This window comes from Syntrophomonas wolfei subsp. methylbutyratica (genome assembly GCF_001570625.1).
Classification (GTDB): Bacteria; Bacillota; Syntrophomonadia; order Syntrophomonadales; family Syntrophomonadaceae; genus Syntrophomonas; species Syntrophomonas methylbutyratica.
In genome coordinates this window covers 48,915-74,001 of sequence record NZ_BBQT01000006.1, presented here as the reverse complement: position 1 = coordinate 74,001, position 25,087 = coordinate 48,915, and the positions used below count along the sequence as shown (strand labels likewise).

Annotated in this window: 29 protein-coding genes; all 29 read left to right on the top strand. The window is 45.1% G+C overall.

Annotation, left to right across the window (positions count from 1 at the left end):
- The first annotated feature begins 42 nt into the window (after positions 1–42).
- On the top strand, positions 43–237 hold the full coding sequence (locus tag AWB54_RS06590) for a flagellar FlbD family protein (RefSeq protein WP_061213814.1): 195 nt from the start codon (positions 43–45) through the stop codon (positions 235–237).
- 20 nt (positions 238–257) lie between these two features.
- Complete coding sequence (locus AWB54_RS06585) at positions 258–737, top strand: flagellar basal body-associated FliL family protein (RefSeq protein WP_061213813.1); 480 nt, start codon at positions 258–260, stop codon at positions 735–737.
- Between the two features lie 263 nt (positions 738–1,000).
- Entirely contained in the window at positions 1,001–1,987 is a 987-nt protein-coding gene (gene fliM, locus AWB54_RS06580) for a flagellar motor switch protein FliM (RefSeq protein WP_061213812.1), read from the top strand.
- Positions 1,984–3,180 carry a flagellar motor switch phosphatase FliY gene (fliY, locus tag AWB54_RS06575; protein WP_061213811.1) on the top strand — a complete coding sequence of 399 codons (1,197 nt, stop codon included), beginning with the start codon at positions 1,984–1,986 and terminating at the stop codon, positions 3,178–3,180. The genes fliM and fliY overlap by 4 nt, the downstream gene beginning before the upstream one ends.
- An 18-nt stretch (positions 3,181–3,198) precedes the next feature.
- Positions 3,199–3,561 (top strand): response regulator, encoded by a 363-nt coding sequence (locus tag AWB54_RS06570; protein WP_061213810.1) that lies wholly within the window; start codon positions 3,199–3,201, stop codon positions 3,559–3,561.
- 25 nt (positions 3,562–3,586) lie between these two features.
- A complete protein-coding gene (locus tag AWB54_RS06565; protein WP_061213809.1) occupies positions 3,587–4,219 on the top strand; it encodes a flagellar biosynthetic protein FliO in 633 nt (210 codons plus the stop codon).
- Positions 4,203–4,985, top strand: coding sequence for a flagellar type III secretion system pore protein FliP (gene fliP, locus AWB54_RS06560; protein WP_061213888.1), 783 nt, complete (start codon positions 4,203–4,205; stop codon positions 4,983–4,985). The genes AWB54_RS06565 and fliP overlap by 17 nt, the downstream gene beginning before the upstream one ends.
- Before the next feature lie 53 nt (positions 4,986–5,038).
- Complete coding sequence (fliQ, locus tag AWB54_RS06555) at positions 5,039–5,311, top strand: flagellar biosynthesis protein FliQ (protein ID WP_061213808.1); 273 nt, start codon at positions 5,039–5,041, stop codon at positions 5,309–5,311.
- Between the two features lie 57 nt (positions 5,312–5,368).
- Positions 5,369–6,130, top strand: a complete 762-nt coding sequence (gene fliR, locus AWB54_RS06550) for a flagellar biosynthetic protein FliR (protein WP_061213807.1) — start codon at positions 5,369–5,371, stop codon at positions 6,128–6,130.
- Between the two features lie 6 nt (positions 6,131–6,136).
- Positions 6,137–7,246 (top strand): flagellar biosynthesis protein FlhB, encoded by a 1,110-nt coding sequence (gene flhB, locus AWB54_RS06545; RefSeq protein ID WP_061213806.1) that lies wholly within the window; start codon positions 6,137–6,139, stop codon positions 7,244–7,246.
- Between the two features lie 49 nt (positions 7,247–7,295).
- Positions 7,296–9,356 carry a flagellar biosynthesis protein FlhA gene (gene flhA / locus AWB54_RS06540; protein ID WP_061213805.1) on the top strand — a complete coding sequence of 687 codons (2,061 nt, stop codon included), beginning with the start codon at positions 7,296–7,298 and terminating at the stop codon, positions 9,354–9,356.
- Positions 9,353–10,555, top strand: a complete 1,203-nt coding sequence (flhF, locus tag AWB54_RS06535) for a flagellar biosynthesis protein FlhF (RefSeq protein ID WP_061213804.1) — start codon at positions 9,353–9,355, stop codon at positions 10,553–10,555. The genes flhA and flhF overlap by 4 nt, the downstream gene beginning before the upstream one ends.
- Positions 10,552–11,454 carry a MinD/ParA family protein gene (locus tag AWB54_RS06530; protein WP_061213803.1) on the top strand — a complete coding sequence of 301 codons (903 nt, stop codon included), beginning with the start codon at positions 10,552–10,554 and terminating at the stop codon, positions 11,452–11,454. The genes flhF and AWB54_RS06530 overlap by 4 nt, the downstream gene beginning before the upstream one ends.
- A 19-nt stretch (positions 11,455–11,473) precedes the next feature.
- Positions 11,474–12,136, top strand: coding sequence for a flagellar brake protein (locus AWB54_RS06525; protein WP_061213802.1), 663 nt, complete (start codon positions 11,474–11,476; stop codon positions 12,134–12,136).
- Positions 12,137–12,149: 13 nt separating this feature from the next.
- A complete protein-coding gene (locus tag AWB54_RS06520) occupies positions 12,150–13,208 on the top strand; it encodes a protein-glutamate methylesterase/protein-glutamine glutaminase (protein ID WP_061213801.1) in 1,059 nt (352 codons plus the stop codon).
- A gap of 46 nt (positions 13,209–13,254) precedes the next feature.
- Positions 13,255–15,291 carry a chemotaxis protein CheA gene (locus tag AWB54_RS06515; protein ID WP_061213887.1) on the top strand — a complete coding sequence of 679 codons (2,037 nt, stop codon included), beginning with the start codon at positions 13,255–13,257 and terminating at the stop codon, positions 15,289–15,291.
- A gap of 24 nt (positions 15,292–15,315) precedes the next feature.
- Positions 15,316–15,771, top strand: a complete 456-nt coding sequence (locus AWB54_RS06510) for a chemotaxis protein CheW (RefSeq protein WP_061213886.1) — start codon at positions 15,316–15,318, stop codon at positions 15,769–15,771.
- A 71-nt stretch (positions 15,772–15,842) separates the two neighbouring features.
- Positions 15,843–16,469 (top strand): chemotaxis protein CheC, encoded by a 627-nt coding sequence (locus AWB54_RS06505; protein WP_201785611.1) that lies wholly within the window; start codon positions 15,843–15,845, stop codon positions 16,467–16,469.
- Entirely contained in the window at positions 16,469–16,954 is a 486-nt protein-coding gene (locus AWB54_RS06500) for a chemotaxis protein CheD (protein WP_061213800.1), read from the top strand. The genes AWB54_RS06505 and AWB54_RS06500 overlap by 1 nt, the downstream gene beginning before the upstream one ends.
- Entirely contained in the window at positions 16,955–17,740 is a 786-nt protein-coding gene (locus AWB54_RS06495) for a FliA/WhiG family RNA polymerase sigma factor (protein WP_061213799.1), read from the top strand.
- Between the two features lie 17 nt (positions 17,741–17,757).
- Positions 17,758–19,161 (top strand): DUF342 domain-containing protein, encoded by a 1,404-nt coding sequence (locus AWB54_RS06490; RefSeq protein ID WP_061213798.1) that lies wholly within the window; start codon positions 17,758–17,760, stop codon positions 19,159–19,161.
- Positions 19,162–19,180: 19 nt separating this feature from the next.
- The gene (locus AWB54_RS06485; protein WP_061213797.1) at positions 19,181–19,501 is read left to right on the top strand and encodes a hypothetical protein; all 321 of its coding nucleotides are present in this window, start codon (positions 19,181–19,183) and stop codon (positions 19,499–19,501) included.
- Between the two features lie 5 nt (positions 19,502–19,506).
- Positions 19,507–20,244, top strand: coding sequence for a translation initiation factor IF-2 N-terminal domain-containing protein (locus AWB54_RS06480; protein ID WP_235811117.1), 738 nt, complete (start codon positions 19,507–19,509; stop codon positions 20,242–20,244).
- Between the two features lie 181 nt (positions 20,245–20,425).
- Positions 20,426–21,124 carry a 30S ribosomal protein S2 gene (gene rpsB, locus AWB54_RS06475; protein ID WP_061213884.1) on the top strand — a complete coding sequence of 233 codons (699 nt, stop codon included), beginning with the start codon at positions 20,426–20,428 and terminating at the stop codon, positions 21,122–21,124.
- A 66-nt stretch (positions 21,125–21,190) separates the two neighbouring features.
- Positions 21,191–21,835, top strand: a complete 645-nt coding sequence (gene tsf / locus AWB54_RS06470; protein WP_174520059.1) for a translation elongation factor Ts — start codon at positions 21,191–21,193, stop codon at positions 21,833–21,835.
- 80 nt (positions 21,836–21,915) lie between these two features.
- Positions 21,916–22,632 (top strand): UMP kinase, encoded by a 717-nt coding sequence (gene pyrH / locus AWB54_RS06465; protein ID WP_061213795.1) that lies wholly within the window; start codon positions 21,916–21,918, stop codon positions 22,630–22,632.
- Positions 22,633–22,636: 4 nt separating this feature from the next.
- Positions 22,637–23,194, top strand: coding sequence for a ribosome recycling factor (gene frr, locus AWB54_RS06460; protein ID WP_061213794.1), 558 nt, complete (start codon positions 22,637–22,639; stop codon positions 23,192–23,194).
- A 90-nt stretch (positions 23,195–23,284) separates the two neighbouring features.
- On the top strand, positions 23,285–24,058 hold the full coding sequence (locus tag AWB54_RS06455) for an isoprenyl transferase (RefSeq protein ID WP_061213793.1): 774 nt from the start codon (positions 23,285–23,287) through the stop codon (positions 24,056–24,058).
- Positions 24,051–24,836, top strand: coding sequence for a phosphatidate cytidylyltransferase (locus AWB54_RS06450; RefSeq protein ID WP_061213792.1), 786 nt, complete (start codon positions 24,051–24,053; stop codon positions 24,834–24,836). Before AWB54_RS06455 ends, AWB54_RS06450 begins: the two co-directional genes overlap by 8 nt.
- Positions 24,837–25,087 lie beyond the last annotated feature (251 nt).

The window sequence follows — 25,087 nt, the reverse complement described above, 5'->3', positions numbered from 1 at the left end:
TTCATTCGGTTTTAGGGTTTTACGAAAGGATTCTTTATAATTATGATTTACCTGACCCGTTTAAACGGCGAAAAATTTATGGTAAATATCGACATGATTGAACTCATGGAAGAGACCCCGGACACGGTGGTTACTCTCAATACTGGGAAAAAATTTGTTGTAAGAGAGAGGATATGGCAAATCCGGGAAGAAATAATTAGATTCAGGAAACGTTCATTTACCAACTTGAAAAAATAGACCGGACAGGGGGTAGAGTTGTGGCTGACGAAAAAGATAGCGAAGTAAAGCCCAGGTTGGATATCAATATCGACATGAAGCTGATTATTATCGGCTTGTTGGTATTCGTGGTAGCAGTGGGAGGCTCATATTTTCTTATGAAGAGCCTCATGGCACCGTTGATGCCCAAGCAAGAAGGCGCGGGAAAATTGATGACCGGGAACCTGGTAGAAGTGGGGGAATTCACCACCAACATCAATGATGTTAATGGACAAAGGTTTTTAAAGGTGAAGGTCACCGTGGAAGTTGGCTCAGATGACAAGAAAGCCCAGGAGAAGATTACCCAGTATATGCCGGTGATAAAAGACAGTATCCTAAGTATTATATCCGCCAAAACAGTGGCTGATCTGGATGTCAGGAATAGAAACAACCTGAAGGCGGAGATAAAAAACGATTTGAATGCCAAGATTGGTGCTAATACCGTTTTGAATGTATATTTTACTGACTTTATTATGCAATAATCGGCGAAAGAATATCTTTATTAATTGGTGAATAACTAGATACATTTAAACTCTGTAATAATTAAAACTGCTATTATAATTAATGATTCATAATTCGCATCTAGAGTTCATGGTAAAGTTATAACGAGGTGAAATATGTTCCCTGCCAAGTGCTCGCCTATTAACAAAACAGGCGGCGGGCTCTAACCCCACACCTCGTTACAGCGCTGTGTTGAGACTGTTCCGCAGTTTCTTCCGATGCTTAAACCTTAAGGGGGGTTATAATGAGTGAGGTCTTATCTCAATCGGAAATAGATGCCTTATTATCTGCCTTGAGCGATGGTTCGGTTGATGCTGACCTGCTTAAGGAAGAAGAACTGAAAAGCAAGGTTAAGGTTTATGATTTTCGCAGACCCAATAAGTTCTCCAAGGATCAGATACATACCATGCAAGTAATATATGAAAACTATGCTCGCACTTTGGGGACTTATCTTTCCGGGCAGTTGCGCGTTCCCTTGCAGGTGGAATTATTGTCGGTGGAACAGCTGACCTATGAGGAGTTTATTCGTTCCATACCTAACCCAACCATACTCAATATTTTCTCTCTTTATCCCCTGCATGGCAGTGCTATAATGGAAATTAACCCCAACCTGGGATTTGCTTTCTTAGACCGGCTCCTGGGAGGACCGGGCTATGCTCCCAGCAAAGCTCGTGCTCTTACGGAAATTGAACAGACGGTGATTGAGCGTTTATCCCAGCGGATGCTGGATTACCTGGAAGAGCCCTGGGGGAGCATTATTCAGATTGAGCCTTCCCTGGAACGGGTGGAGACCAACCCCCAGTTTACCCAACTGGTTCAACCTACGGAAATTATGATAATTGTTTCTCTGGAGACCCGAATGGGTGATGTGATGGGGATGATAAATATCTGTATACCTTTTCTGGTTTTGGAGTCTATCCTGGATAAATTAAATGTACACTATTATTATTCGACTGCCACCCAGGAGAGGTCGCCGGCTAATATTGCGGCTATAAGAACCAAGTTGGAAAATACCACTATTCCTATCAAGGTAGTTATGGGTAAAACGGTAATAACGGTGAGAGATTTGCTGGCTTTGTCGGTGGGAGATGTCATACCCCTGAATCGGAATATCAGTCAGGAGTTAGATATTGTTATAGGTAATAGAGCTAAATTTCTTGGGAAGCCTGGAGTTTTTGCCAACCGGATGGCAATACAGGTTACCGGGATTGTAGAGGAGGAAAGTGAATGAATGATGGAATCCTATCCCAGGAAGAAATAGATGCCCTGTTGACCGGGGGAAGTTCCTCCGGTACGGATACTATGGACAGCAGCAGCGAGCCTGTCTCCACTTCTTCCATAAATCTGAGTGATTTTGAAAAGGATACCCTGGGAGAAGTAGGCAATATCAGCATGGGAACGGCTGCTACCACACTGTCTACCCTGCTGCGCCAGAAAGTATCCATAACAACCCCTGATGTATCGGTTACCAATCCGGAAGAATTGCAGTTGCTTTATCCTTTGCCTTTTGTGGTAGTGGAGGTCAGTTATACGCGGGGATTGACGGGAACCAATGTTCTGGTCATCAAGGAGAACGATGCTGCCATTATAGCCGATCTGATGATGGGGGGAGATGGTCTATCTGCCCAAGGTAAAAGCTTGGGAGACCTGGAGTTGAGCGCAGTGGGGGAAGCCATGAATCAGATGATGGGTTCGGCCACCACCAGCCTATCTTCCATGTTTAACCGGCGGATTGATATTGCGCCGCCGCAATTGACCGTCATAGATATGGGAAAAGAGTCCCTGCAGTTGTCGACCAATTTCCATGATGTGGTTAAAATAAAATTCAAGATGGAGATTGAGAATCTGATTAACAGTGAAATCATGCAGATCATTCCCATGGAGGCAGTGGAAAACATAATGTCCATACTTATGGGGAGTACGGCTGAGGAATCCAGCGCTGAAGCGGTAATGGAAGAACCTCCTGCCATGTCGCTACCGGAAACAAAAGCAGCGGCAGTTGCTGCCCCCCGCCAGGCGGAAACAGCAATTCCGTCGCCACCGCAAGAAGCAATCTATAGCCAGGCTTTTGTACAAAGTCCCCGGGAAATAAATACCCGGCCACAATTTGCTGTTCAGCCGGTTCAATTTGCTCCCCTGCAGGAGAGCGATATGATCCATAGCCCCCAGAATCTCGATCTCATTATGGATGTTCCTCTGGACGTATCGGTAGAATTGGGAAAGGCCAAAAAAAGCATAAGAGAGATACTGGAGTTGAATCAAGGTGCCATAATCCAGTTGGATAAATTAGCTGGTGAACCGGTTGATTTGCTGGTTAACGGCAAGCTCATTGCCAAGGGAGAAGTTGTCGTAATCGATGAAAACTACGGTATTCGCATTACGACCATAATAAGTCCGATAGACCGTATGAATAAGCTACAATAATTGCTGGGGAGGTTTACCATGGGTAAAAGAGTATTGATCGTTGATGATGCTGCTTTTATGAGGATGATGATAAAAGACATATTAACTAAAAACGGCTATACGGTTGTGGGGGAGGCGGAAAACGGTACTGTAGCTATAGAAAAATACAAGGAACTGAAACCGGATCTGGTAACCATGGATATAACCATGCCGGAAATGGATGGTATTATTGCGGTTAAAGAGATAAAAGCAGTAGATCCCGCAGCTTGTATCATAATGTGCAGTGCCATGGGCCAGCAAGCTATGGTAATTGATGCCATACAGGCAGGGGCCAAAGATTTTATTGTAAAACCTTTTCAACCGGAAAGAGTGATTGAAGCAGTAAGCAAAGCATTGGTCTAACTAGCTGGTTTGGAAGTGAAGAGATATGATTGCCTGGCGTAAAAGGATTTTCCCTCTGGCAATCCTGGCCTTGCTTGTAATAGCTATGCTGGCTGGGAATGTTTGGGCTATTGATAATATGAGTGATTTGAACCAGGAACTGGACAAAGAACTCCCCGGTAACGATCGCTCCTCCAGCCTGTGGTTGGATTTCCTTAAACTTATTGTGGTGTTGGGACTGATTATTGCTGCTGCCTGGTCGGTGATCCGCATATTCGGAAAACAAGTTGATCGAAAATTGCAGGGAAGCTGGTTGCATGTGGTTGACGAGGTGATTATGGGCCAAAACCGGGGCATAGTCTTATGTGAAATTGGTGAAAGGCTGTATGCTATTGGAGTTACTGATCATAGCATTTCTTTTCTTTTCGAGGTAGACAACCCTAAACTCCGCGAAGAGATTAGTCAGATAGATATTCCGCCCGGGGATAAGCTGACCGGGGCTGGTTTATCGCAGCTCAAAAAAAAATTAGGCGCTTTGGGGTTAAGGAATTCCAAGCCGGATCGGAAAGATTTCAGCCTGCTTATGGGCGAACAGGTCAGGCGATTGGAACAGCTTTCATATAAGAGTATGGAGGAAAAAAGGCTTGGCAGCAAAAGAAGTGATGAAAACAAAGACTAATATATGGGGCTTATCCTCTACCAAAATACTGTTTCTGCTTTTCTTGCTTTTGCTGGTTTTTCCCGGCTCAGTGGCCGCAGAACCATTGCAGTTGCCTAATCTAAACCTGCAAATTGGCGGAGGGGCAGGTGAGCCCCAGGATTTGTCAGCAGTCTTGCAGCTAATAATACTTATTACCGTCCTTACCCTGGCTCCCGCCATATTGATTATGCTAACCTCTTTTACCCGGATCATGGTAGTACTGGCCTTTATTCGAACCTCACTGGCCACCCAGCAGATGCCCCCTAACCAACTCTTGATTGGCATGGCCCTTTTTCTGACCTTTTTTGTCATGGCCCCAACATTTCAAGAAGTCAATTCTAAGGCTTTACAACCTTATTTTAAGGGAGAAATTACCCAGGAGCAAGCCTTTGAAAAAGGGATGAGTCCTTTGCGTAGTTTTATGTTTAAACAAACCCGGGAAAAGGATCTGGCTCTTTTTGTTAAAATGTCCAAGATGGAAAGGCCGCATAATTTTAAAGACATTCCCAACTATGTTTTGATTCCGTCTTTCGTAATCAGTGAATTGAAGACGGCTTTCCAGATAGGCTTTATTATCTTTATTCCTTTTCTGATAATTGATATGGTGGTGGCCAGCGCTTTGATGTCCATGGGCATGATGATGCTGCCTCCGATGATGATTTCACTGCCCTTTAAGATATTGCTCTTTGTTCTGGTTGATGGCTGGAACCTGGTTATACAATCCTTGATACTGAGTTTTAAATAATTCTGAGGGTATGAAGCGAGGTCCTGGCAAGCGGCAGGGAGGAGAAATCTGCATTGTACGAGAATATAATTCTGGGAATAGCCAATGAAGCTTTGCTAGTGGTTCTGTTGCTTTCCGCTCCGGTTCTGGGGGCTGCTTTGATTACCGGTTTGCTTATTAGTATTCTGCAGGCCACTACTCAACTGCAGGAGATGACCTTGACCTTTGTGCCCAAAATAATTGTAGTTTTTTTGGTGATAATTATATTCGGTCCCTGGATGCTCAATGTAATTACTGCTTTTACCCATGACCTTTTCCTGGCTATCCCCAGTTTTGTCTCGATATAACTGTGTTGAAACTGCTCCGCAGTTTCTTCCGATGCTTAAAAAGGACGGTAAAGGTATATGCCCTATGCTTTGGAAAGCTTTTTCTTTTTGCTGGCCCGCCTGTCCGGACTTTTTATCACTGCTCCCATATTAAGCAGCAGGATGATGCCGGGGCGGGTTAGGGCTTTAATTGTTATAATGCTGGCGGCTACCCTGGCCTATTTTGTACCGGTGGAATATAGCCGGAATATCAATACACCCGCTTTATTCATTGCGGCTCTGGCGGTAGAGATCTTTATCGGTTATACTATTGGCTTTGTCATTTATGCGGTTCTAGCTACCATACAACTGGCCGGGCAGCTAATGGATATGCTGATGGGTTTTTCTATCGTTAATGTGGTTGACCCGCAGTCAGGTACCCAAATTCCCTTAATGGGCAACTTTACGCAGGCCCTGGCTTTATTGAGTTTTTTGGCTATTGACGGTCATCATTACCTTTTGCAGGCAATAGCCCAGAGCTATGCCATAGTTCCGGTTATGGGCGCCCATTTACCGGGCGGATTCTTGGAACTGCTGGTGGAAGTAGGGGCTTATATCTTTGTGGTAGCGGTAAAGATTGCGGCGCCCATGCTGGTTGCCATTTTGACCAGCGATGTGGCTATGGGTTTTATAGCCAGAACCGTACCGCAGATGAATGTATTTCTAGTGGGGCTGCCTCTAAAAATATTTTTGGGCTTGATCACCCTGCTTTTTCTTTTACCCATTTATCTCTGGGTATACAATGTTCTTTTTGCCGAGTTTTTCGGCTACCTGGATCGAATTATTCTTATTATGGGGTAAAGAATTATGGAGGAACCATACCGGTATTTCCTCATGGACCTGCAGCTTTTTGCGGATGATGGCATGGGGGAGAAAACAGAAAAGGCTACACCACGCCGGCGGGAAGAAGCGCGGAAAAAAGGCCAGGTATTCAAGAGTAATGACCTTAATTCAGCCATTATCCTTATAGCTGGTTCCGTAGCCAGTTTTGCGGCCTTTCCCTATATGGTCAATAATCTAAAGTCCTTCACGGTTTTATACCTATTGGAGAGAACCCAGCAGGATTTTTCCAATGATTATATATATTTCATGCTGCTCGAGGTCGTGATTATAATGGGGAAAATGATTCTTCCCATATTTTTGACTACTTTCATAGTAGCCCTGCTAATTACCTATCTGCAGGTGGGATTCGTCTTTAGCGGGGAAAGCCTGACCCCCAAGCTGGAGAGGCTTAACCCGGTGGAAGGATTTAAAAGGATCTTTTCCAAGCGAGCTCTGGTAGAGCTGGGCAAATCCTTGCTCAAGGTAATAATCACCGGATATATAGTATATTCAGTCATGAGAAAACATTATATCCTTTTCCCTCGTTTTATTGATATGGAGCTGATTGCCGGCCTGCAGGTCTTAAGCAGTATCGTTTTCGAGATGGCGATGAAAGTGGGCCTGGTCTTTATCATTATAGGGATAGCAGATTATATCTTTCAATGGTATGAGCACGAAAAGTCCCTGAAGATGAGCAAATATGAGATCAAGCAGGAATATAAACAGGCAGAAGGAGATCCGCAGCTGAAATCACGGCAGAGACGAATTCAAAGGGATATAGCCATGCAGAGGATGATGGCGGAAGTTCCCCGGGCGGATGTGGTGATAACCAACCCGACTCATTTTGCGGTAGTATTAAAGTATGAGGCGTCTAAGATGGAGGCTCCGGCGGTGGTAGCCCGGGGCAAGGATTTCATGGCTTTAAAAATAAAAGAGATTGCCCGAATCCATGGGGTAGTAATAGTAGAGAATCCTGTTCTGGCCAGAACGCTTTATTACAATACGGAAATCGGTGACCTGGTGCCAGAGGAACTCTACCAGGCCGTGGCCGAAGTCCTGGCCTTCGTCTACAAGCAGAAGAAAAGAGTAGTGTAAGACTGATAGATGATGTCATCCCTGGAGATAGGGACGGGAGGATAAGCTTATGGAGTCGAGGGTATGGATGAATAGCTTGTTCAAGCACAGCGATTTGATGATAGCTATACTGGTAGTCAGCATCGTTATGATGATGATTATTCCTATGAAGCCAGTACTGCTGGATATCTTGCTGAGCTTTAATATCAGCTTTGCCCTGATAATATTGATGGTCTCCATGTTCAATACCGAACCGCTGGAGTTTTCAGTATTTCCATCGTTACTGCTGGTCATGACTCTTTTTCGTTTATCTCTGAATGTATCTTCCACCCGGCTGGTACTCTTATATGCCTATGCTGGAGAGGTAATCCAGTCTTTCGGCAATTTTGTGGTGGGGGGCAACCCCGTAGTGGGAATGGTTATTTTTCTCATTTTAGTGGTAATTCAGTTTATTGTTATTACCCGGGGAGCGGAGAGGGTATCTGAAGTTGCCGCCCGCTTCACCCTGGATGCCATGCCGGGAAAACAGATGGCTATCGATGCGGATTTGAATGCCGGGCTTATCAATGAGGACATGGCCAGGAATCGGCGGGAAAACATTCAGCGGGAAGCTGATTTTTACGGGGCTATGGATGGTGCCAGCAAGTTCGTCAAGGGTGATGCTATTGCGGGGATAATTATTATAATAATCAATATCGTTGGTGGCTTTATCATAGGTATGGTCCAGAAAGGCATGAGCTGGGATGAGGCCTTGCAGGTTTATACTCTTCTGACGGTTGGAGATGGGCTGGTTACGCAGATTCCCGCCCTGCTTATTTCAACGGCTACCGGAATTGTGGTAACCCGGAGCGCCTCCAAGCTAAGCCTGGGACAAGAAATAACCACCCAGTTGTTTGCCTATCCCAAAGCCATGGGTTTGGCCGCGGTTATTCTGCTGGTCCTGGGTACCATAGGCTTACCCCGGGGGCCCATGTATTCGCTGGCGGCATTTTTTGGCATGCTCTATCTGCTTTTCCGCAATTCTACCGGCGAATTAGCGGATGAAGAACATTTGGAGGAAGTAGAAGAAGCGGAGGCCATCAAGAAACCGGAAAATGTGGTAGAGCTGTTGCAGGTAGAAAAGATGGAGATGGAACTGGGCTATGGCCTGATTCCCCTGGTTGATGCCGAACAGGGAGGGGATCTCCTGGAGCGGATTGTTATGATTCGGCGACAATGTGCGGTAGAGCTGGGTTTTGTAGTGCCTCCCATTCGTATCCGGGATAATATGCAATTAAAGCCCAACAACTACGTGATAAAAATAAAAGGATCGCAAATTGCCGCAGGAGAATTATTGCTGGATAATTACCTGGCCATGGGACCAGGAATAGAAAATGACCAGGAATTCCTGGGTATTGATACTATCGAGCCGGCGTTTAACCTGCCGGCACGCTGGATCGACACAACAGCAAAAGACCAGGCCGAACTAAAAGGCTATACGGTGGTGGATCCACCATCGGTACTGGCTACTCACCTGACCTCCATTATTAAAACCCATGCTTTTGAGTTGCTGGGAAGACAGGAGATACAAAATACCATAAACTTTATCAGAGAGCATAATTCTGCAGTAGTGGAGGAATTAATACCTGATTTGATGAATATTGGCGATGTACAAAAAGTTCTGGCCAATCTGCTCAAAGAACAGGTAGCTATCAGGGATATGGTGAGCATCCTGGAAACTCTGGCTGATTACGCTAAAATTACCAAGGACAGCGATGTATTAACTGAATATGTGCGGCAAGCTTTGAAGAGACAGATCAGTACGCAATATGCCGGCGAAGAGGGCAGGTTGACCGTGCTTACGCTTGACCCCTCTCTGGAGGGAATACTAAGGGATTCGGTGCAGCAGAGTGACTTCGGTTCCTATTTGGCAGTTGATCCAGATATTGCACAAAAGATGGTGGATAAGTTATCTTTGTATTATGAGGATTTAAGCAATAAAGGGATAACACCTGTGCTTTTGTGCGCACCGGTTTTGCGTTTGTATCTGAAACGCCTGTTGGAGCGTTTTATTCCCCATTTGCTGGTGCTGTCTTATAATGAGATTGATGCGGGGATTAGTGTTGAAGTGATTGGGATGGTGTCACCATGATAATTAAAAAATTTATAGCCAATGATTTTAAGGGAGCTTTAAAGCAGGCTAAAAAAGAAATGGGCAGCGATGCCATAATCTTACATACCAGCAAGGTGAGAAGGGGAGGTATTTTTAGTTTTCTCTTTTCACCCCAAGTGGAAATAACGGTGGCTGTTGATGAAAGTTTGCAAGTAAACAGTGACCGTTTGAGAAAACCGGTATCTTCCACGGCAGTATCTTCCACGGCAGCTGCCGCCGAACCCAATAGACCCGTTTTTTCCCCGCAAGACGCGAATCCGGGAGCGCAAGCCATAGCTCAAAGCGCACCGGGCGAATTATTGCAAGAACTACAAACCATGAAAAACCTTATAAACGATGTGAAAGTAAAGATTTATGAAGTTGAGCAAATTAAAGGCATTTCCGGAGAGGTGCAGGCTTTTTATGAAACCCTTATAAACAACCAGGTGGAGAAGGAACTGGCCCTTAAGATAATCAACCGGGTCGAATCTCGTTTACCAAAGGATAGCAAAGGGGATGAACTCTGGGTACGGGATTTGTGTTTGCATACTGTTCAAGAATACATAAATAACATTAAACCCATTGAGTTGCAGCGGGAGCAGAAAGGAGCTCTGGTTTTTATGGTGGGGCCTACCGGTGTAGGCAAGACCACAACCATAGCCAAATTAGCCGCCAATATGAGCTTTTTGGAAGGCAAGGAGGTAGCCTTGATTACGCTGGATACCTATCGTGTTTCAGCCGCTCAGCAGCTTAGAACCTTTGCTGAAATAATCGGTATACCCATAAGTGTAGTATTTAATCCCCAGGACCTGGGAGAAGCCATTAAACAGTATCAAGAAAAAGACATTATTTTTGTGGATACGGCGGGGCGCAGTCCCTATAAAGACGAACATATGGAGGAATTGCAGGACTTTATTGAGGCCGCAAATCCTGACGAAATAATCTTGGTATTGAGCGTTACCACTGACAGCAGTGATTTAATCAATATTTACCAGCAGTTTAATCTTATTGGTGTGGATAAAATTATTTTTACCAAGCTGGACGAAAGTTGCAATTACGGGAGAATCCTAAATACTGTTTATCATATTCGCAAGCCTATTGCCTATTTAACTACGGGGCAAAGTGTTCCCGATGATATTGAGGTGCCTGATACCCTTGAACTGGCGCGAGCGTTGCTCAGGGAAGGGGGAGCAATATGAGAGACCAGGCGGATAGATTGAGAGAAATGGCCTTAAACCTGAAACAGGAAATAGAGGCGGAGATAAGACGGGACTTGAGACATAGCCGGGTAGTAGTGATTAGCAGCGGCAAAGGCGGAGTGGGGAAAAGTACCCTGGCGCTCAACCTGAGTATCAATCTTTGCACCCGGGGCATGAAGATCATACTGATGGATGCCGATATGGGCCTGGCTAATCTTGATGTTATGCTGGGCCTGGTTTCAAAATACAATATCTACCACTTGCTGCAAGAAAAGAAGACTATGGAGGATATCACCATATTTGGTCCTGAGGGTTTAAAAATCATTCCAGGAGGATCAGGCATAAGTGAACTGGCCAATCTTAAGGATACAGAACTTAAAAGAATACTGGTAGAATTGCGCAAGCTGGATGGTGCATATGACTATATGATTATCGATACCGGTGCCGGTATCTCCAAGACGGTTATAAACTTTCTCCTGGCCGCCGAAGATATAATCGTTATAACTACTCCGGAACCAACGGCCATAACTGATGCATATAGTTTAGTAAAAAATGCAGCTAAAAATTCCTTCATCGGAAACATATACCTGGTAGTCAATAAGGTAGCCAATGATTCGGAAGGTATAATGGTGGCGGAAAAATTTAAACTGGTCTGTCAAAAATTCCTCTCCTGTGAGATTAAACCTCTGGGTCATATTGTAAATGAATCCTTAATTGGAGAAGGGATCAGGCGTCAGAAGGCTTTTGTCCAGATCTACCCCCGCAGTACCGCTACCAGGAATATCAACACTATTGCTGATCGCCTGATTGAAGCCAGTGGGCATAAAAGCCCGGGCCTGGAAGCAAAACGTGGGGGAATAAGATATTTTATTGAGAAAGTTGCCGGTTTGGTTAAGTGATATAAGGGAGAACTAATCAATGAAAGCGAATCTTATCAAGGTTAATCACCTGCTGGAAATTGAAATGGAAAAAAATAATAATGAAAAGGAATACCTGCCCAGTCGCCTGGAAGAGATAAATGATAACTACTGGTATATTTCCATGCCCATGCGCAAAGGTGTGTATATCACCATGAGGGTTGGTCAAAAGATTAGAATTATTTTGCGCTATAAGAAAACTATGTTTGCTGCCTCTACAGTTATTACTGCCCGCAGGAGGGGGCATATTCCGGTATTAATAGTTAATAAACCGGAGAATTTAACAGCTATTAACCAAAAAAGGACCTATGTCCGTATTAGTGTGGCTATTCCCGTAGCCTTCAGGTTGCTATTGGCTGATGGGGAGAAAGGGGAGTTGCTGCAAGGAGTTACCGGCGATATCAGTGCCGGGGGTATGCTTCTATTGTCTTCTCAGGATATGGAGAAGGATCAAAAGATAGAAGTCGAAATTAAATTACCGGATAATGATTCAATATTTTGCCAGGCACATGTAGTAAGGATACTGGACAAAGCCAGTGAAGAAGGAAGCAACAATAAATATGCCATTGAATATGACGATATTAACGAAGGGCAGCGGGACCGGATATTCAGGTTTATTTTTGATAAACAACGTGATTGGCTTAGAAAAGGAGTAACAGAATAGAGGAGGCTGTCATATGCCCAGGAACAGGGTGCTGGTGGTCGATGACTCCGCCTTAATGCGCAAGATGATTGCTGATATGATAAATAGCGATGATGAGTTTGAGGTAGTGGGCAAAGCCGGTAATGGGCAGGAGGCCCTGGAGAAGATTAAAGAACTGCAACCGGATCTAGTTGTCATGGATATGGAAATGCCGGTTCTTGATGGCTTGTCAACTCTGCGCCGGATAATGGAGTCCCAACCTCTTCCGGTAATAATGTTCAGCGGTTTGAACAGCAAAGAAACGGAGCAGACTTTAAAGGCCTTGCAGCTGGGTGCGGTTGATTTTATCCTCAAGCCATCAGGGCAGATATCCCTGGATATAGGCAACATTAAAGAGGAGTTTATTGAAAAGCTCAAGGTGGCGGCAAATAGCAATAGAAAACTTCAACTATACCAAAGCCCTCCTGCCCCGGCCTTGAAAACCAAAAAATCGTTGCCGGATGAGGGGGGAAGGCTAAATAAACTGGTGGTAATCGCTGCCTCTACCGGGGGGCCCAAAGCCCTGCATCAGGTCATACCGCGTTTTCCGGCGGGTATTGATGCCGCCGTTTTGGTAGTGCAACATATGCCGCCAGGTTTTACCGGAACGCTGGCGGAAAGACTGGATTCATTGTCTGAACTCAAAGTTAAAGAGGCCGAACAAGGAGAAAAAGTGTTGCCAGGTTGCGTTTATATAGCCCCCGGCGATTACCATTTAAAAGCCCAATCTCGCTTAAAGGGAGCTGAGAATGAACTTTATATAGAGCTGGATCAATCAAAACCCCGGGGAGGATTGCGCCCGGCGGCTGATATTATGTTGAAGTCGGTAACTGAGCAATTCTGGTCCCATATAGTATGTGTTATTTTGACGGGTATGGGTAATGATGGGAGCGCAGCGTTGCCGCTTATAAAGGAGAAAAAAGGAAAGATTATTGCGGAACATCAATCAACTTGTGTTGTATATGGTATGCCCAAAGCGGCAATTGAAACAGGTTTGGTGGATAAGATTGTTCCCCTTTCAGAAATTACTGAGGAAGTATTAAGTATGCTGTAATTGCTTGGCCGTATTGGTAAGCTATTTCTTAATGGAGGTGGTTGAGATGAAGAAGGACATGTCCCAGTATCTGGACGTTTTTTTGGAGGAGAGCAAAGAGCATTTGGAGAGCCTGAACCAAAAGCTACTGGACTGGGAGAAAAACCCCGGTGATATTGCGGCTTTGAACGAAATATTTCGAGCCGCCCATACTCTTAAAGGCATGTCTTCAACTATGGGTTTTGAAGATTTGGCTGACCTGACTCACCACATGGAAAATATTCTGTCTGATTTGAAAGAAGGACTTTTGGAGACAAATCCCCAGGTGGTGGATATTCTATTCCAATGTTTCGACCGGCTCCAGCTAATTATTGAGCGGATTGAATCCAATGGTTCCGGAAAGATAGATAACAGTGAGTTGTTGATGATTCTGGAAGGTATAAAGAGCGGTGGTTTGCAGATGGCAGCTCCTACAGCTGGCAACGGGCAAGACTTAAAGGGGGAGGAAATCCTTATTCCGGCGCATTCTAATATTTCATCATTTGAGTTTAACCAGTATGATATGACAGTTATGCGCGAAGCCGCCAGCAGGAATTTTTCCAGTATATATATTAGACTCTGCGTGGATCCCGGTTGTTTAATGAAATCAGTTCGTGCTTTTATGGTTTTTAAAGCCCTGGAAGAAGATAGCGAAATCATAAAATCTCAACCTCCGGCCTCGGACCTTGAAGAAGGAAATTTTGAGGAGGAAATCGAACTGCTGGTAATTACTGCTTCACCCATTAAGGAATTGGAAAAGCGTGTTAATGCTATTTCTGAAATCAAAGTAAGGGAAATCAAAGAAATCGACCTGGCTTCATTGAGCCCAGGCAATCGAACAGAGACCAACGATGATCTACTCGGCGATAGTCAGGACGCGGTTAAGGAAAGCAAGGAAATGCCAAAAGGGCACAAAGTCAAACAGACCGTCCGGGTTGACATTGATCGATTGGACATATTGATGAATTTGGTAGGCGAACTGGTTATGCACAAGGGACGCCTGGAACAAATCGGAGCGAGCAGCAAAATCGATGAGCTCAATGAGACCATTGAACAGATTGACCGGATTAGCGGTGATCTCCAGTCAGTGGTCATGAAAGTACGTATGGTTCCGGTTGAACAGGTATTTAACCGTTTTCCCCGGATGGTAAGAGACCTGGCCAAGGAGTTGAATAAAGAAGTCGATTTTCTCATCGAGGGCAAAGAAACGGAACTGGATCGTACCGTTATTGATGAAATCGGGGATCCTCTGGTGCACCTGTTGAGAAATGCCGTTGACCATGGTATTGAGTCGCCTCAAGATCGCTTGAAAAGAGGAAAGCCGCAGAAAGCCACCGTAATTCTGCGCGCCCGGCATGAGGGAAACAACGTATATATTGAGGTCGAAGATGACGGGGCGGGAATTAATATCAAAAGAACACTGGGAAAAGCGGTGGAAAAAGGAATTCTAAGCACCAAAGAAGCGGAAGTGATGAGCCCCGAGGAGGCTATTCAAATCCTCTTTAATCCGGGCTTTAGCACCACCGAGAATATTACCGATGTTTCAGGGCGAGGAGTGGGGCTCGATGTAGTAAAAACTAAGATGGAGTCTCTCTCCGGGGAAATATTTGTTGATTCCCGGCCGGATCAGGGAACCCGGTTCAGGATTAAATTGCCCTTAACTCTGGCCATTATTCAAGCCTTGATGATTTCCGTTCGTGATGAAATCTATGCCATACCTCTGGGTTCAGTGGATGAAACCACTATGATTAATAATGAAGACATTAAAATGGTACAAAACCAGGAAGTCATCGTACTCAGAGGAAATGTATTGCCATTATTCCGGCTGGCCAGCCTTTTGGAAATACCAGGTGAAGCAGCTGCCAACGAAGATGAAATGTATGTGGTAATAGTACGTAAAGGAGAACGGCAAATCGGCCTGGTGGTTGATACCCTGATAGGACAGCAGGAAATAGTAATCAAATCCCTGGGTAAAATGCTAGCCGGCATACCCGGCATTGCAGGAGCAATTGTGGCTGGTGATGGTTTCGTAAGGCTCATCATCGATGTAGCCACCCTTTTTTAATCGGAGGTGTAAATCGTGGATAAGATGGTAAATCTGCCAGGTGAAGAAGAATTGAGTGGCGATGATGGTATCCAGGTAGTGGCTTTCCGGCTGGGAAAAGAAGAATATGCCGTAGATATTTTGCATGTACAGGAGATTGTCCGCCTTTTAAGTATTACCAGAGTACCCCGGAGCGCCAGGCATATTGAAGGGGTGGTAAACCTCAGGGGCAACATTGTTCCTATAATTAACCTGCACCGGCGTTTCAATATTGAATCTGCCGGGGAAGAAGAGGATAAACGCATTGTGGTCTTTCACTTTGATGATTTTAAAGCGGGAATTATTGTAGATGAAGTGTCTGAGGTTCTAGCCTTGAACAGTAATAATATAGAAGAAACGGATAAGGTCTATAGTTCAATGAGTTCGGATTTTATCAAGGGAATTGCCCGGGTAGATAATAGACTGTTTCTTTTGCTGGATTTGCAAAAGATTATCGAATAAAGGATTTGCCATATGAAAGTAGTATTCATATGTTGACAGAGTAATCAATAAAGGGAGTTAGGTGAAGATAATTGGTATACGATTTCAGTGAGCTTTCCGGTATGCAGCTGGATATTCTCAGGGAGATTGGCAATATTGGCTCGGGAAATGCGGCTACAGCCCTGGCTCAGTTGCTAAATGCCAAGATAGACATGAATGTCCCCCAGGTCAATATTTTGCCTTTTGCCGAGGTGCCTGCTCTGGTAGGCGGAGCTGACCTTCATGTAGTCGGTCTTTTCCTGGTTGCCACCGGCTCCGCTCCTGCCAGCATTCTCTTTCTCCTCCCGGTGGACAAAGCCTGTTTGCTGGTGGATATGCTGATGGGAAAAGAGTGGGGAAAGACTGATCCCACCAATCTTTCCGATATGGATTTCTCTGCTCTTATGGAACTGGGCAATATCATCTGTGCTACCTATCTAAACGCCCTGGCCGTGTTTACCCAATTGGACTTTCGTCCTTCAGTACCGGCTCTGGGTATTGATATGGCAGGGGCGATTTTGAATGCAGTATTGGCTCAATTTGGAGCTGTGGCTGACCATGTTTTAGTCCTGGAAACAGAGTTTAAGAGGGACGAACAGGAAATAGTAGGTCATTTCTTTCTGTTGCCTGAGCCGGGTTCTTTGGATGTTATTCTAGCATCGCTTGGGGTGAGTCTATAATGAGCAAAATCATACAAGTCGGTATGGCTGACTATAAGATGGCTACAGCACCAGATAAATTGATAACCGCTGGATTGGGGTCCTGTATCGGTATATGTCTTTACGATAAAGTTATTAAACTGGGAAGCCTGACCCATATAATGCTGCCCTCCAGCAGTCAGGCCAAAAATGCCAGCAACGAAGCCAAGTTTGCCGATACCGGGATAAAATTGGCCATCAGAGAAATGGAAAAAAACGGTGCCCAGGCCTCGCGTCTCCTGGCTAAAATAGCGGGAGGCGCGCAGATGTTCAAGTTTTCCGGGGAGAGCGACATCATGAAAATCGGAGAGCGCAACAGCGTAGCGGTAAAGGAAAACCTGCAGCTCCATAGAATCAAGCTGCTTTCCAGTGATACGGGCGGCAACTATGGCCGCACTATTATTTTCGATCCCGAAACCGGAGATTTGCTGGTGAAGACCATTGGACATGGGGAGAGAATTATTTAGATGAAACCCGATTTGAAGCCTGATCTCGCTACATTATGGATTCAATTAAAAGAGAATGAGGACATAGAGGCCAGGGACCAGCTGATAATTCATTTTGCCCACCTGGTAAAGTATGTAGCCAGCCGGCTGGCTATTCATCTTTCCTCGCTGGTGGAATTGGACGAGCTGATTTCTTATGGAATTGAAGGTTTAATAGATGCCATTGAAAAATTTGACCATAAACGGAATATCAAGTTTGAAACCTATGCCATCACTCGTATAAGGGGTTCAATGATAGACGGTTTGCGCTCCATGGATTGGATTCCCGTTTCTCTGCGGCAGAAAAGCAAGGAACTGGAAAAGGCCTATATAAATGTCGAAGCCAGGTTGGGACGATCAGCCAGTGATGCGGAGGTGGCCGAAGAGTTAGGACTGAATCCAGGTGAATTCGCACTACTCTTAAGGGATGTAGCTGCAACTACGATAATATCTTTAGATGATTTTTTGCCGGGTGAAGATGGAGAGCAAAAGAAAAAACGCATGCTGGATTTGTTGGAAGACCATAACAGTATAAGTGCATCGGAAATAGTGGAATTCAATGAGGTTAAGGATTTACTGGCTAAAGCTATTTCCCGTTTGCCGGATAAAGAAAAGATGGTGGTCTATTTATACTATTATGAAGGATTAACTCTGAAGGAGATAGGTGCTACCATTAGCCTATCGGAATCACGGATATCCCAGTTGCATACCAAGGCCATACTTAGGTTAAGGGGAAGCCTGAGCAAAAAGAAAAACCTGGTAATATAAGGGGATGGTGAACAATTATGGCAGAGGAACCGAGAATAGATGGTCAAGTAAATGTCAGCGTTGACAAGGATATGATGCGGGCCTTCGTTGAAGTTACCGGTCCTGAGGAGGGAGGAGTGCCCTGCTCCCTGGAACAAGTGAGAAAAGTGCTGGCGGAGAAAGGAGTAGTATACGGAATAAAGGAAGAGGCTCTCCAGCAAGCTGTGCTAGCAGAGAACTGGCGCCGAGATATATTGATAGCTGAAGGTGTGGCACCGGTAGATGGTGTTAATGCCTCTATTATTTTTAAATTCCCCTTGCCCAAAGAAAGGATTGGTCCTAAAGTAGATGATAAAGGTAATGTTGACTATCATGATTTAGGTTTGATTTACAATGTTAAAAGGGGTACTTTGCTGGTTGAGCGGATTCCGGCCATTGAAGGGGAACCCGGGACTAATGTTTTGGGGAATCAGATTCCCCCTAAAAAACCTAAAGAACTGCGCTTGCCCCGGGGTAAAAACACGGTGGCAGATAACGAAGAGAGATTCCTCTATGCAGCTGCTGACGGGCATGTCACCATAATGGATAACAAAGTCGTAGTCGACCCGGTACTACATATAAATGGAAACATAGATTATTCAACGGGAGATATTGATTTTATCGGCAACGTCTTAATAAGTGGAATGGTGAATTCCGGTTTTAAGGTCAAGGCCGAAGGAGATATAGAAATAAATGGCTTTATTGAGGGTGCGGATGTCACGGCCACGGGAAGTATTGTGGTTAAAGGGGGCATTGCCGGGGGACTTAAGAGCCTGGTAAAAGCCGGGGAGAATATCTATGCCCGTTTTATTGAGAATTCCCGGGTAGAAGCAGGAAAAGATGTAATCGTAAAAGATGCCATAATGCAGTCCTTCGTAAAGGCTGGCGGGAGTGTTCGGGTTAGCGATAGAAAAGCCCTGATTGTTGGTGGCTGCATTCAGGCTTTTCAAGAAATCGAATCCAAAGTTTTAGGATCTCAGTTGGCTACTCAAACCATTGTGGAGGTAGGAATTAATCCCTTGTTCAGGAGCGAGTACCAGAATCTGGTCAAGCAAAAGACGGAAAAGAAAAAGCTGTTCGACAACCTCAGCAATAACCTGCAGATTTTTCAGAGGAGTGGGGTATCTCCGGATAGTCTTACTGAAAACAAACGAAGGACTTTGTTAAAGATGTTGGAAGACTTTAAAAAATTGCGCCAGGAAATAGCCGGGATAGAAGAGAGGATAATATATCTGGAAGAGGAATTTGAAAAGGGCAGTATGGCCAGAATTAAAGTATTGGAGACAGTATACCCCGGAGTACGAATAAGCATAGGGCAATCCATGTATATTGTTAATGATATAGTAAAATTCGCCGCCTTTGTTTCGGATCAGGGGGAGGTAAAGTTAACATCGCTGCGTTAGGCCTGAGGAGGATGATAGAATGACCATTAGAAGTGTTGATATGCAAGTCCTCATTCAGAAGGTTGGTGATGTAGCCCGGATACAACAAAGCCAGCAATTGGAGAACAATAGCAGGCAGCAGGAATTCGCACAGCAGATTAGCCAGCAGACAGATAAAAACGTCAAAACGGTAAACCAGATGTTAAGAAATGAACGAACTTATGTACATGAAAAACAGGAAAAGGAGGAATCAGGGAAAAAGAAGCAGGCCAAAAAAGGAAAAAGCGAAAAGATGGCGAATAGAGATAAGACGGATATACGGCCTGACATGCGCGGCAATGAGCTGGATATTATTGTTTGAAGAAGGTGAATCCCATAACAAGTTATTCACTATTGGTAGCCCTGGTTCTGGCGATCTTACTTATCTTTATTTTTTTTATACAAAAGTCTCATATGAGTAATTACTCCCAGGAATTAAAGCAAACCGTGCTGGAAGCCGGCTGTATAAGAGATGAACTGGAAAAAATGATGGAAAATAGCCTGAGTATTTCCGAGTTGATAGTTGAGCGCCTGGATACAGAAGCCAGCGGTGTTAACTACAGTTCTTCCCGAAAAGACGATTTGCTTGCTATTCAGGAAATGGAAGAGGAAACGATTTCTCCTCATCTCCCGCCGGGCGAAAAGCCGGGAAGTGCGTCAAAAGTAAGGCTTTACGAACTGGCCCGGGAATTGGAGATGGATAGTAAAGAATTGATTCATCTTCTTAAGGATATGGGATATACTTATTTCCATCACATGAACCGGATAAGTCGGGAAACAGCAGAGATTATCAAAGACCAGATTTTATGGAGAGATGATCCTATCTCTTTACCTGATTCCTTTATGGAGAAAGCTTTATTATCTGAAGAAGAAACTACTACCAGGGAAGAGTTGCCTTGGCTCGGGTTTTCCCTGGATGAGCTCAGGACTGCCCATCCCTACCTGGCAGTACGCAGCCTGCATGAAAAGGGCTATAATGTCAAAGAAATAGCCCAGTTGCTGGAACGGGGTCAAGGAGAAGTGGAATTGATACTTAACCTGACTCGGAAAAAATCAGTAATATAGTATAAGAAGTCGTCGGTATTTTTTACTTATCTTTGATTCCCCCAACTTGCCAATCAATATAAATTTGTGATATATTATCTTTTGGAAAATACACACGCCAGTGGACTTCTTGAAAGGTGCTAATAATAGTCTTCATGAAGGATGAGACGGCGGAGGAAAAACTGAAAGGATGTGCATATTTTTGTCAGTAGTAACTATGAAGCAACTCCTGGAGGCAGGAGTACACTTCGGACACCAGACCCGCCGGTGGAATCCCAAGATGGCAACCTATATCTATATGGAGAGAAATGGCATCTATATTATCGACCTGCAACAGACAGTAAAGAAGTTTGATGCCGCTTATGAATTTGTCAAGAGCGTGGCCGCAGCAGGAAAAGGGGTTCTCTTTGTCGGTACTAAGAAACAAGCCCAGGAGACGATTAGAGAAGAAGCAAGCAGATGTGGTATGTATTTTGTTAACCAGCGCTGGCTGGGAGGGATGTTAACCAATTATAAAACCATAAAAATGCGGGTTCTTCGTCTTAAGGAACTGGAAAAACAGGAAGCCGAGGGGGCTTTTGAGGTTTTAAGCAAAAAAGAAGTAGCCCGGCTGCTGAACGAAAGAGAGCGCCTGGAAAGGTTCCTGGGCGGGATTAAAGAAATGGACAAACTGCCGGGAGCAGTTTTTGTAGTTGATCCCCGTAAGGAAAGGATAGCGGTAGCGGAAGCCCGCAAGCTTAATATTCCTGTGGTAGCTATTGTGGATACCAACTGTGATCCGGATGAAATTGACTATGTTATACCGGGAAATGATGATGCCATACGAGCGGTGAAATTAATCTCCTCCAGAATAGCCGATGCGGTATTGGAGGGTAAACAAGGGGAACAGATTACGGCATAAAGGGGAAAGGGGGGTGCTGGTTTAATACGCCCCCTTTTTCGTGCAAAAAATTAAGGAGGTTATAATGTGATTACAGCTGAAATGGTTAAAGAGCTCCGGGAACGAACTGGTGTCGGCATGATGGACTGTAAAAGGGCCCTGGTCGAGACCAATGGTGATATCGAAAAGGCAATTGATGAATTGAGAACCAAGGGCCTGGCCAAGGCCGCTAAAAAAGCTGGACGAGTAGCCAGTGAAGGGGTGGTAACTTCCTATATACATGGTGGTGGCCGGATAGGGGTTCTGGTGGAAGTGAATTGCGAAACCGACTTTGTAGCGAAAACCAATGATTTTAAGCAACTGGCTTATGATATTGCCATGCAGGTAGCTGCTTCCAACCCGGAATTCCTGAATCGCGAGAAGGTACCCCAGGAGGTTATTGACCGGGAAAAGGAAGTCTTGAAAGCTCAGGCCTTGGAAGAGGGAAAACCGGAAAAAGTTATCGAAAAAATGGTGGAAGGCCGGGTAGAAAAGTTTTTCAAAGAGCGCTGCTTATTGGAGCAAGCCTTTATAAAGGATCTTGATAAAAGCGTTCAGGAGCTGATAAATGAAAATATAGCCCGAATGGGTGAGAACATAACCATAAGAAGGTTTGCTCGTTACGAAGTGGGCGAAGGAATTGAAAAAGAGAGCTGTGATTTTGCCAGTGAGGTTATGTCCCAGTTAAAATAAAGGGCAATATACTAATACCTGGTAACTCCGATAATTATGTTTTAGATTCTGCTTTTAGGAGCAGTCCGGGAGGTAATCACTTGCAAAAGCCCAAGTATAAACGTGTAGTTTTAAAACTCAGCGGGGAAGCACTGGCCGGCCATAATACTTACGGTATTGATAATGAAGTATTGAACTCCATCGCCCGGCAGGTGGTGGAAGTGGTTCGGCAGGGAGTACAAGTTGCTATTGTTGTTGGGGGAGGCAATATTTGGCGTGGTGTAGCTGGCAGCGCCAAGGGTATGGATCGGGCTACAGCGGATTATATGGGGATGCTGGCCACGGTAATCAACGCCCTGGCCCTGCAGGATGCCCTGGAACAGGAAGGTATGGGAACCCGGGTAATGTCAGCCATTGAAATGAAAGAAGTCTGTGAGCCCTATATCCGGCGCCGGGCTATTCGTCACTTGGAAAAGGGGCGGGTAACCATTTTCGCCGCTGGAACCGGTAATCCTTATTTTTCTACGGATACTGCCGCGGCTCTGAGATCAGCCGAAATTGAAGCTGAAGTTATACTTATGGCTAAAAAAGTGGATGGGGTCTATGATGCGGACCCGATCAGGAATCCTACGGCCCAAAAATTTGACCGCCTGAATTACATAGATGTGCTAAGCCGGGGATTGGGGGTTATGGACTCCACTGCGGCATCCCTGTGCATGGATAACGGGATTCCCATAATTGTTTTTGATTTGACCCGGGAGGGTAATATATTAAAGGCAGTAATGGGCGAAGATATAGGAACCTATGTAGGGAGGTAATATAATGATTAAGGACATTTTAAGCGATACGGAAGAGAGAATGAAAAAAACCATTGAACACCTGAGAAAAGACCTGGCATCGTTAAGAGCCGGCAGAGCCAATCCGGCCATGCTGGAAAAGATTATGGTTGATTACTACGGGCAGCCTACTCCCATTAATCAGCTGGCCAATATAACCGTACCTGAAGCACGATTGCTGGTGATACAGCCCTGGGATAAGACCATCATTGCTTCTATTGAAAAAGCTATTATGAAATCCGATCTGGGAATAAATCCATCCAATGATGGCAACGTAATACGGCTGGCCATCCCCCAGTTGACCGAAGAAAGAAGAAAGGAACTGGTCAAGGTGCTGCGGAAAAGAGCGGAAGAAGCCCGGGTCGCGGTAAGAAATATTCGTCGGGATGCCAACGAACTCTTGAAGAACGGCGAAAAGGAAAAGCTTATTTCCGAAGATGAGAATAAAAAGGGCATGGATGATATCCAAAAGGAAACAGATCGACAGATTAAGGAAATAGATAGCGTTTTACAGGGTAAAGAGAAAGAAATAATGGAAGTCTAGATTTTTCTTTCGCATTTTCCTGGCTATGGTTATAATATTACTAGCATGCAATACCCCCTGACGGGGGTTTTTAGTTTAGGGTGAAAGCAGATGGCCGTAAATAAAAAGGCGAAACTGGAAGAATCTATCGATCGGAACAATCTACCGCAGCATATAGCTATAATCATGGATGGAAATGGGCGCTGGGCCAGTAAACGTCTTATGCCCAGAACCATGGGTCACCGGGCCGGTATGAGTTCCCTGAAGGAAGTGGTGCGGGCCTGTTCAGATCTTGGCGTATCTGCTCTAACCGTCTTTGCTTTTTCTACGGAGAATTGGAAAAGGCCCCTGCAGGAAGTTGACTATCTCATGAAGCTGCTGGTAGAATACCTTCACCGGGAATTGGATGAATTACATGCCAATGCGGTTCGTATTAATGTATTAGGGGACTATAATTCTTTGCCCCATCAATGCCGGCTGGAAATAGCGGAAGCGCTGGAGAATACCCGATATAATAAGGGCTTAAAGTTTAATATTGCCCTGAACTATGGTTCCCGCGCCGAGATCATAGCTGCGGTTAAGAAGCTGGCAAGCGGGTTATTGGCTGGGGAAATAAGCCTGGAAGAGATTTCCGAGGAAAGCTTTGCTGCTTGTTTAACCACTGCTGGGATGCCCGATCCGGACTTATTAATAAGGACAGCGGGAGAAATGCGAATAAGCAATTTTCTCCTCTGGCAGATAGCCTATACTGAGCTCTGGGTTACTGATTGCCTGTGGCCGGACTTTTCTCGGGAGCACCTTATGCAGGCTATTTGGGATTACCAGCATAGAGAGAGACGTTTTGGCGGGTTGAGTAGAAGCCAACAGGGGGAGGAAAATGTTTAAAACCAGGCTGATAACTTCGTTTGTCGGGATTCCCTTGTTACTTGCCATCTTATACCAGGGTGGATGGTACTGGAAAGGCTTCTTTGTTTTGCTGGCCATTATGGGACTTTTTGAGTTCAATCGTATGATTATAAACAGGGGACATAAGGTTCTCCAACTGCCCGGTTATTTCTTGCTCTTAATTTTATTGCTAGGAGCGGATTATCCCCAATACACGCTTCCGGGTATTTACCTCTTTTTGGTGATGACATTGCTGTATTTTGTACTGGGCTATCCACGTTTTTTACCGCTGGATCTGGCCTGGACCCTATTGGGTTCTTCCTATATTGGTTTTTTGCTGTCTTACGCTATCCAGATTGCAGACCTGTCACAGCCTTTTTTAATAATACTCCTGGCCTTTCTTCTAACCTGGGCCAGTGACGTAGGTGGTTACCTTTTTGGCTCTGTTTGGGGCAAACATAAAATGTCTCCCCTGCTAAGCCCCGGAAAGAGCTGGGAAGGAGCAGCAGGCTCCCTATTATTATCGCTGTTAGTTTCCCTGGCGTTTTTTAAACTATTGGATCTGGGGCAGCTGGGAATTAGCCCGGTAGTTTTACTGGGGGTAGCAGCAAGTATCCTGGCTCAGTGCGGGGACTTGTTTATTTCCGGTATCAAAAGATACTCTGCGGTTAAGGATACCGGAAAGATAATTCCTGGCCACGGGGGTGTCTTGGACCGTTTTGACGCTTTTCTACTGGTAGTGCCGGTGGTTTATTATTTCTTTGTCTACTGGGGATAAGTGTTTTGGCAGAAGGAAAGTTGACTCTACTGCAAAAACCCCTTTTGTTGCATGAGGGTTGCATAAATATACAAAGCGAGCGTTGGCGAAGCATGGATGCAACACCCGGCGAAGGCGAGCAGGCGAAAGGGGGCGAGCGACAGGACGTCGCGAGAGCGCTACTGACCAGGATGGGAGATTAGCGCGGCACCCCTTGAGCCACGAGACAAGCCGCAGGTGTTGCCCATGCGAAGACTGCGAGCGGTATATTT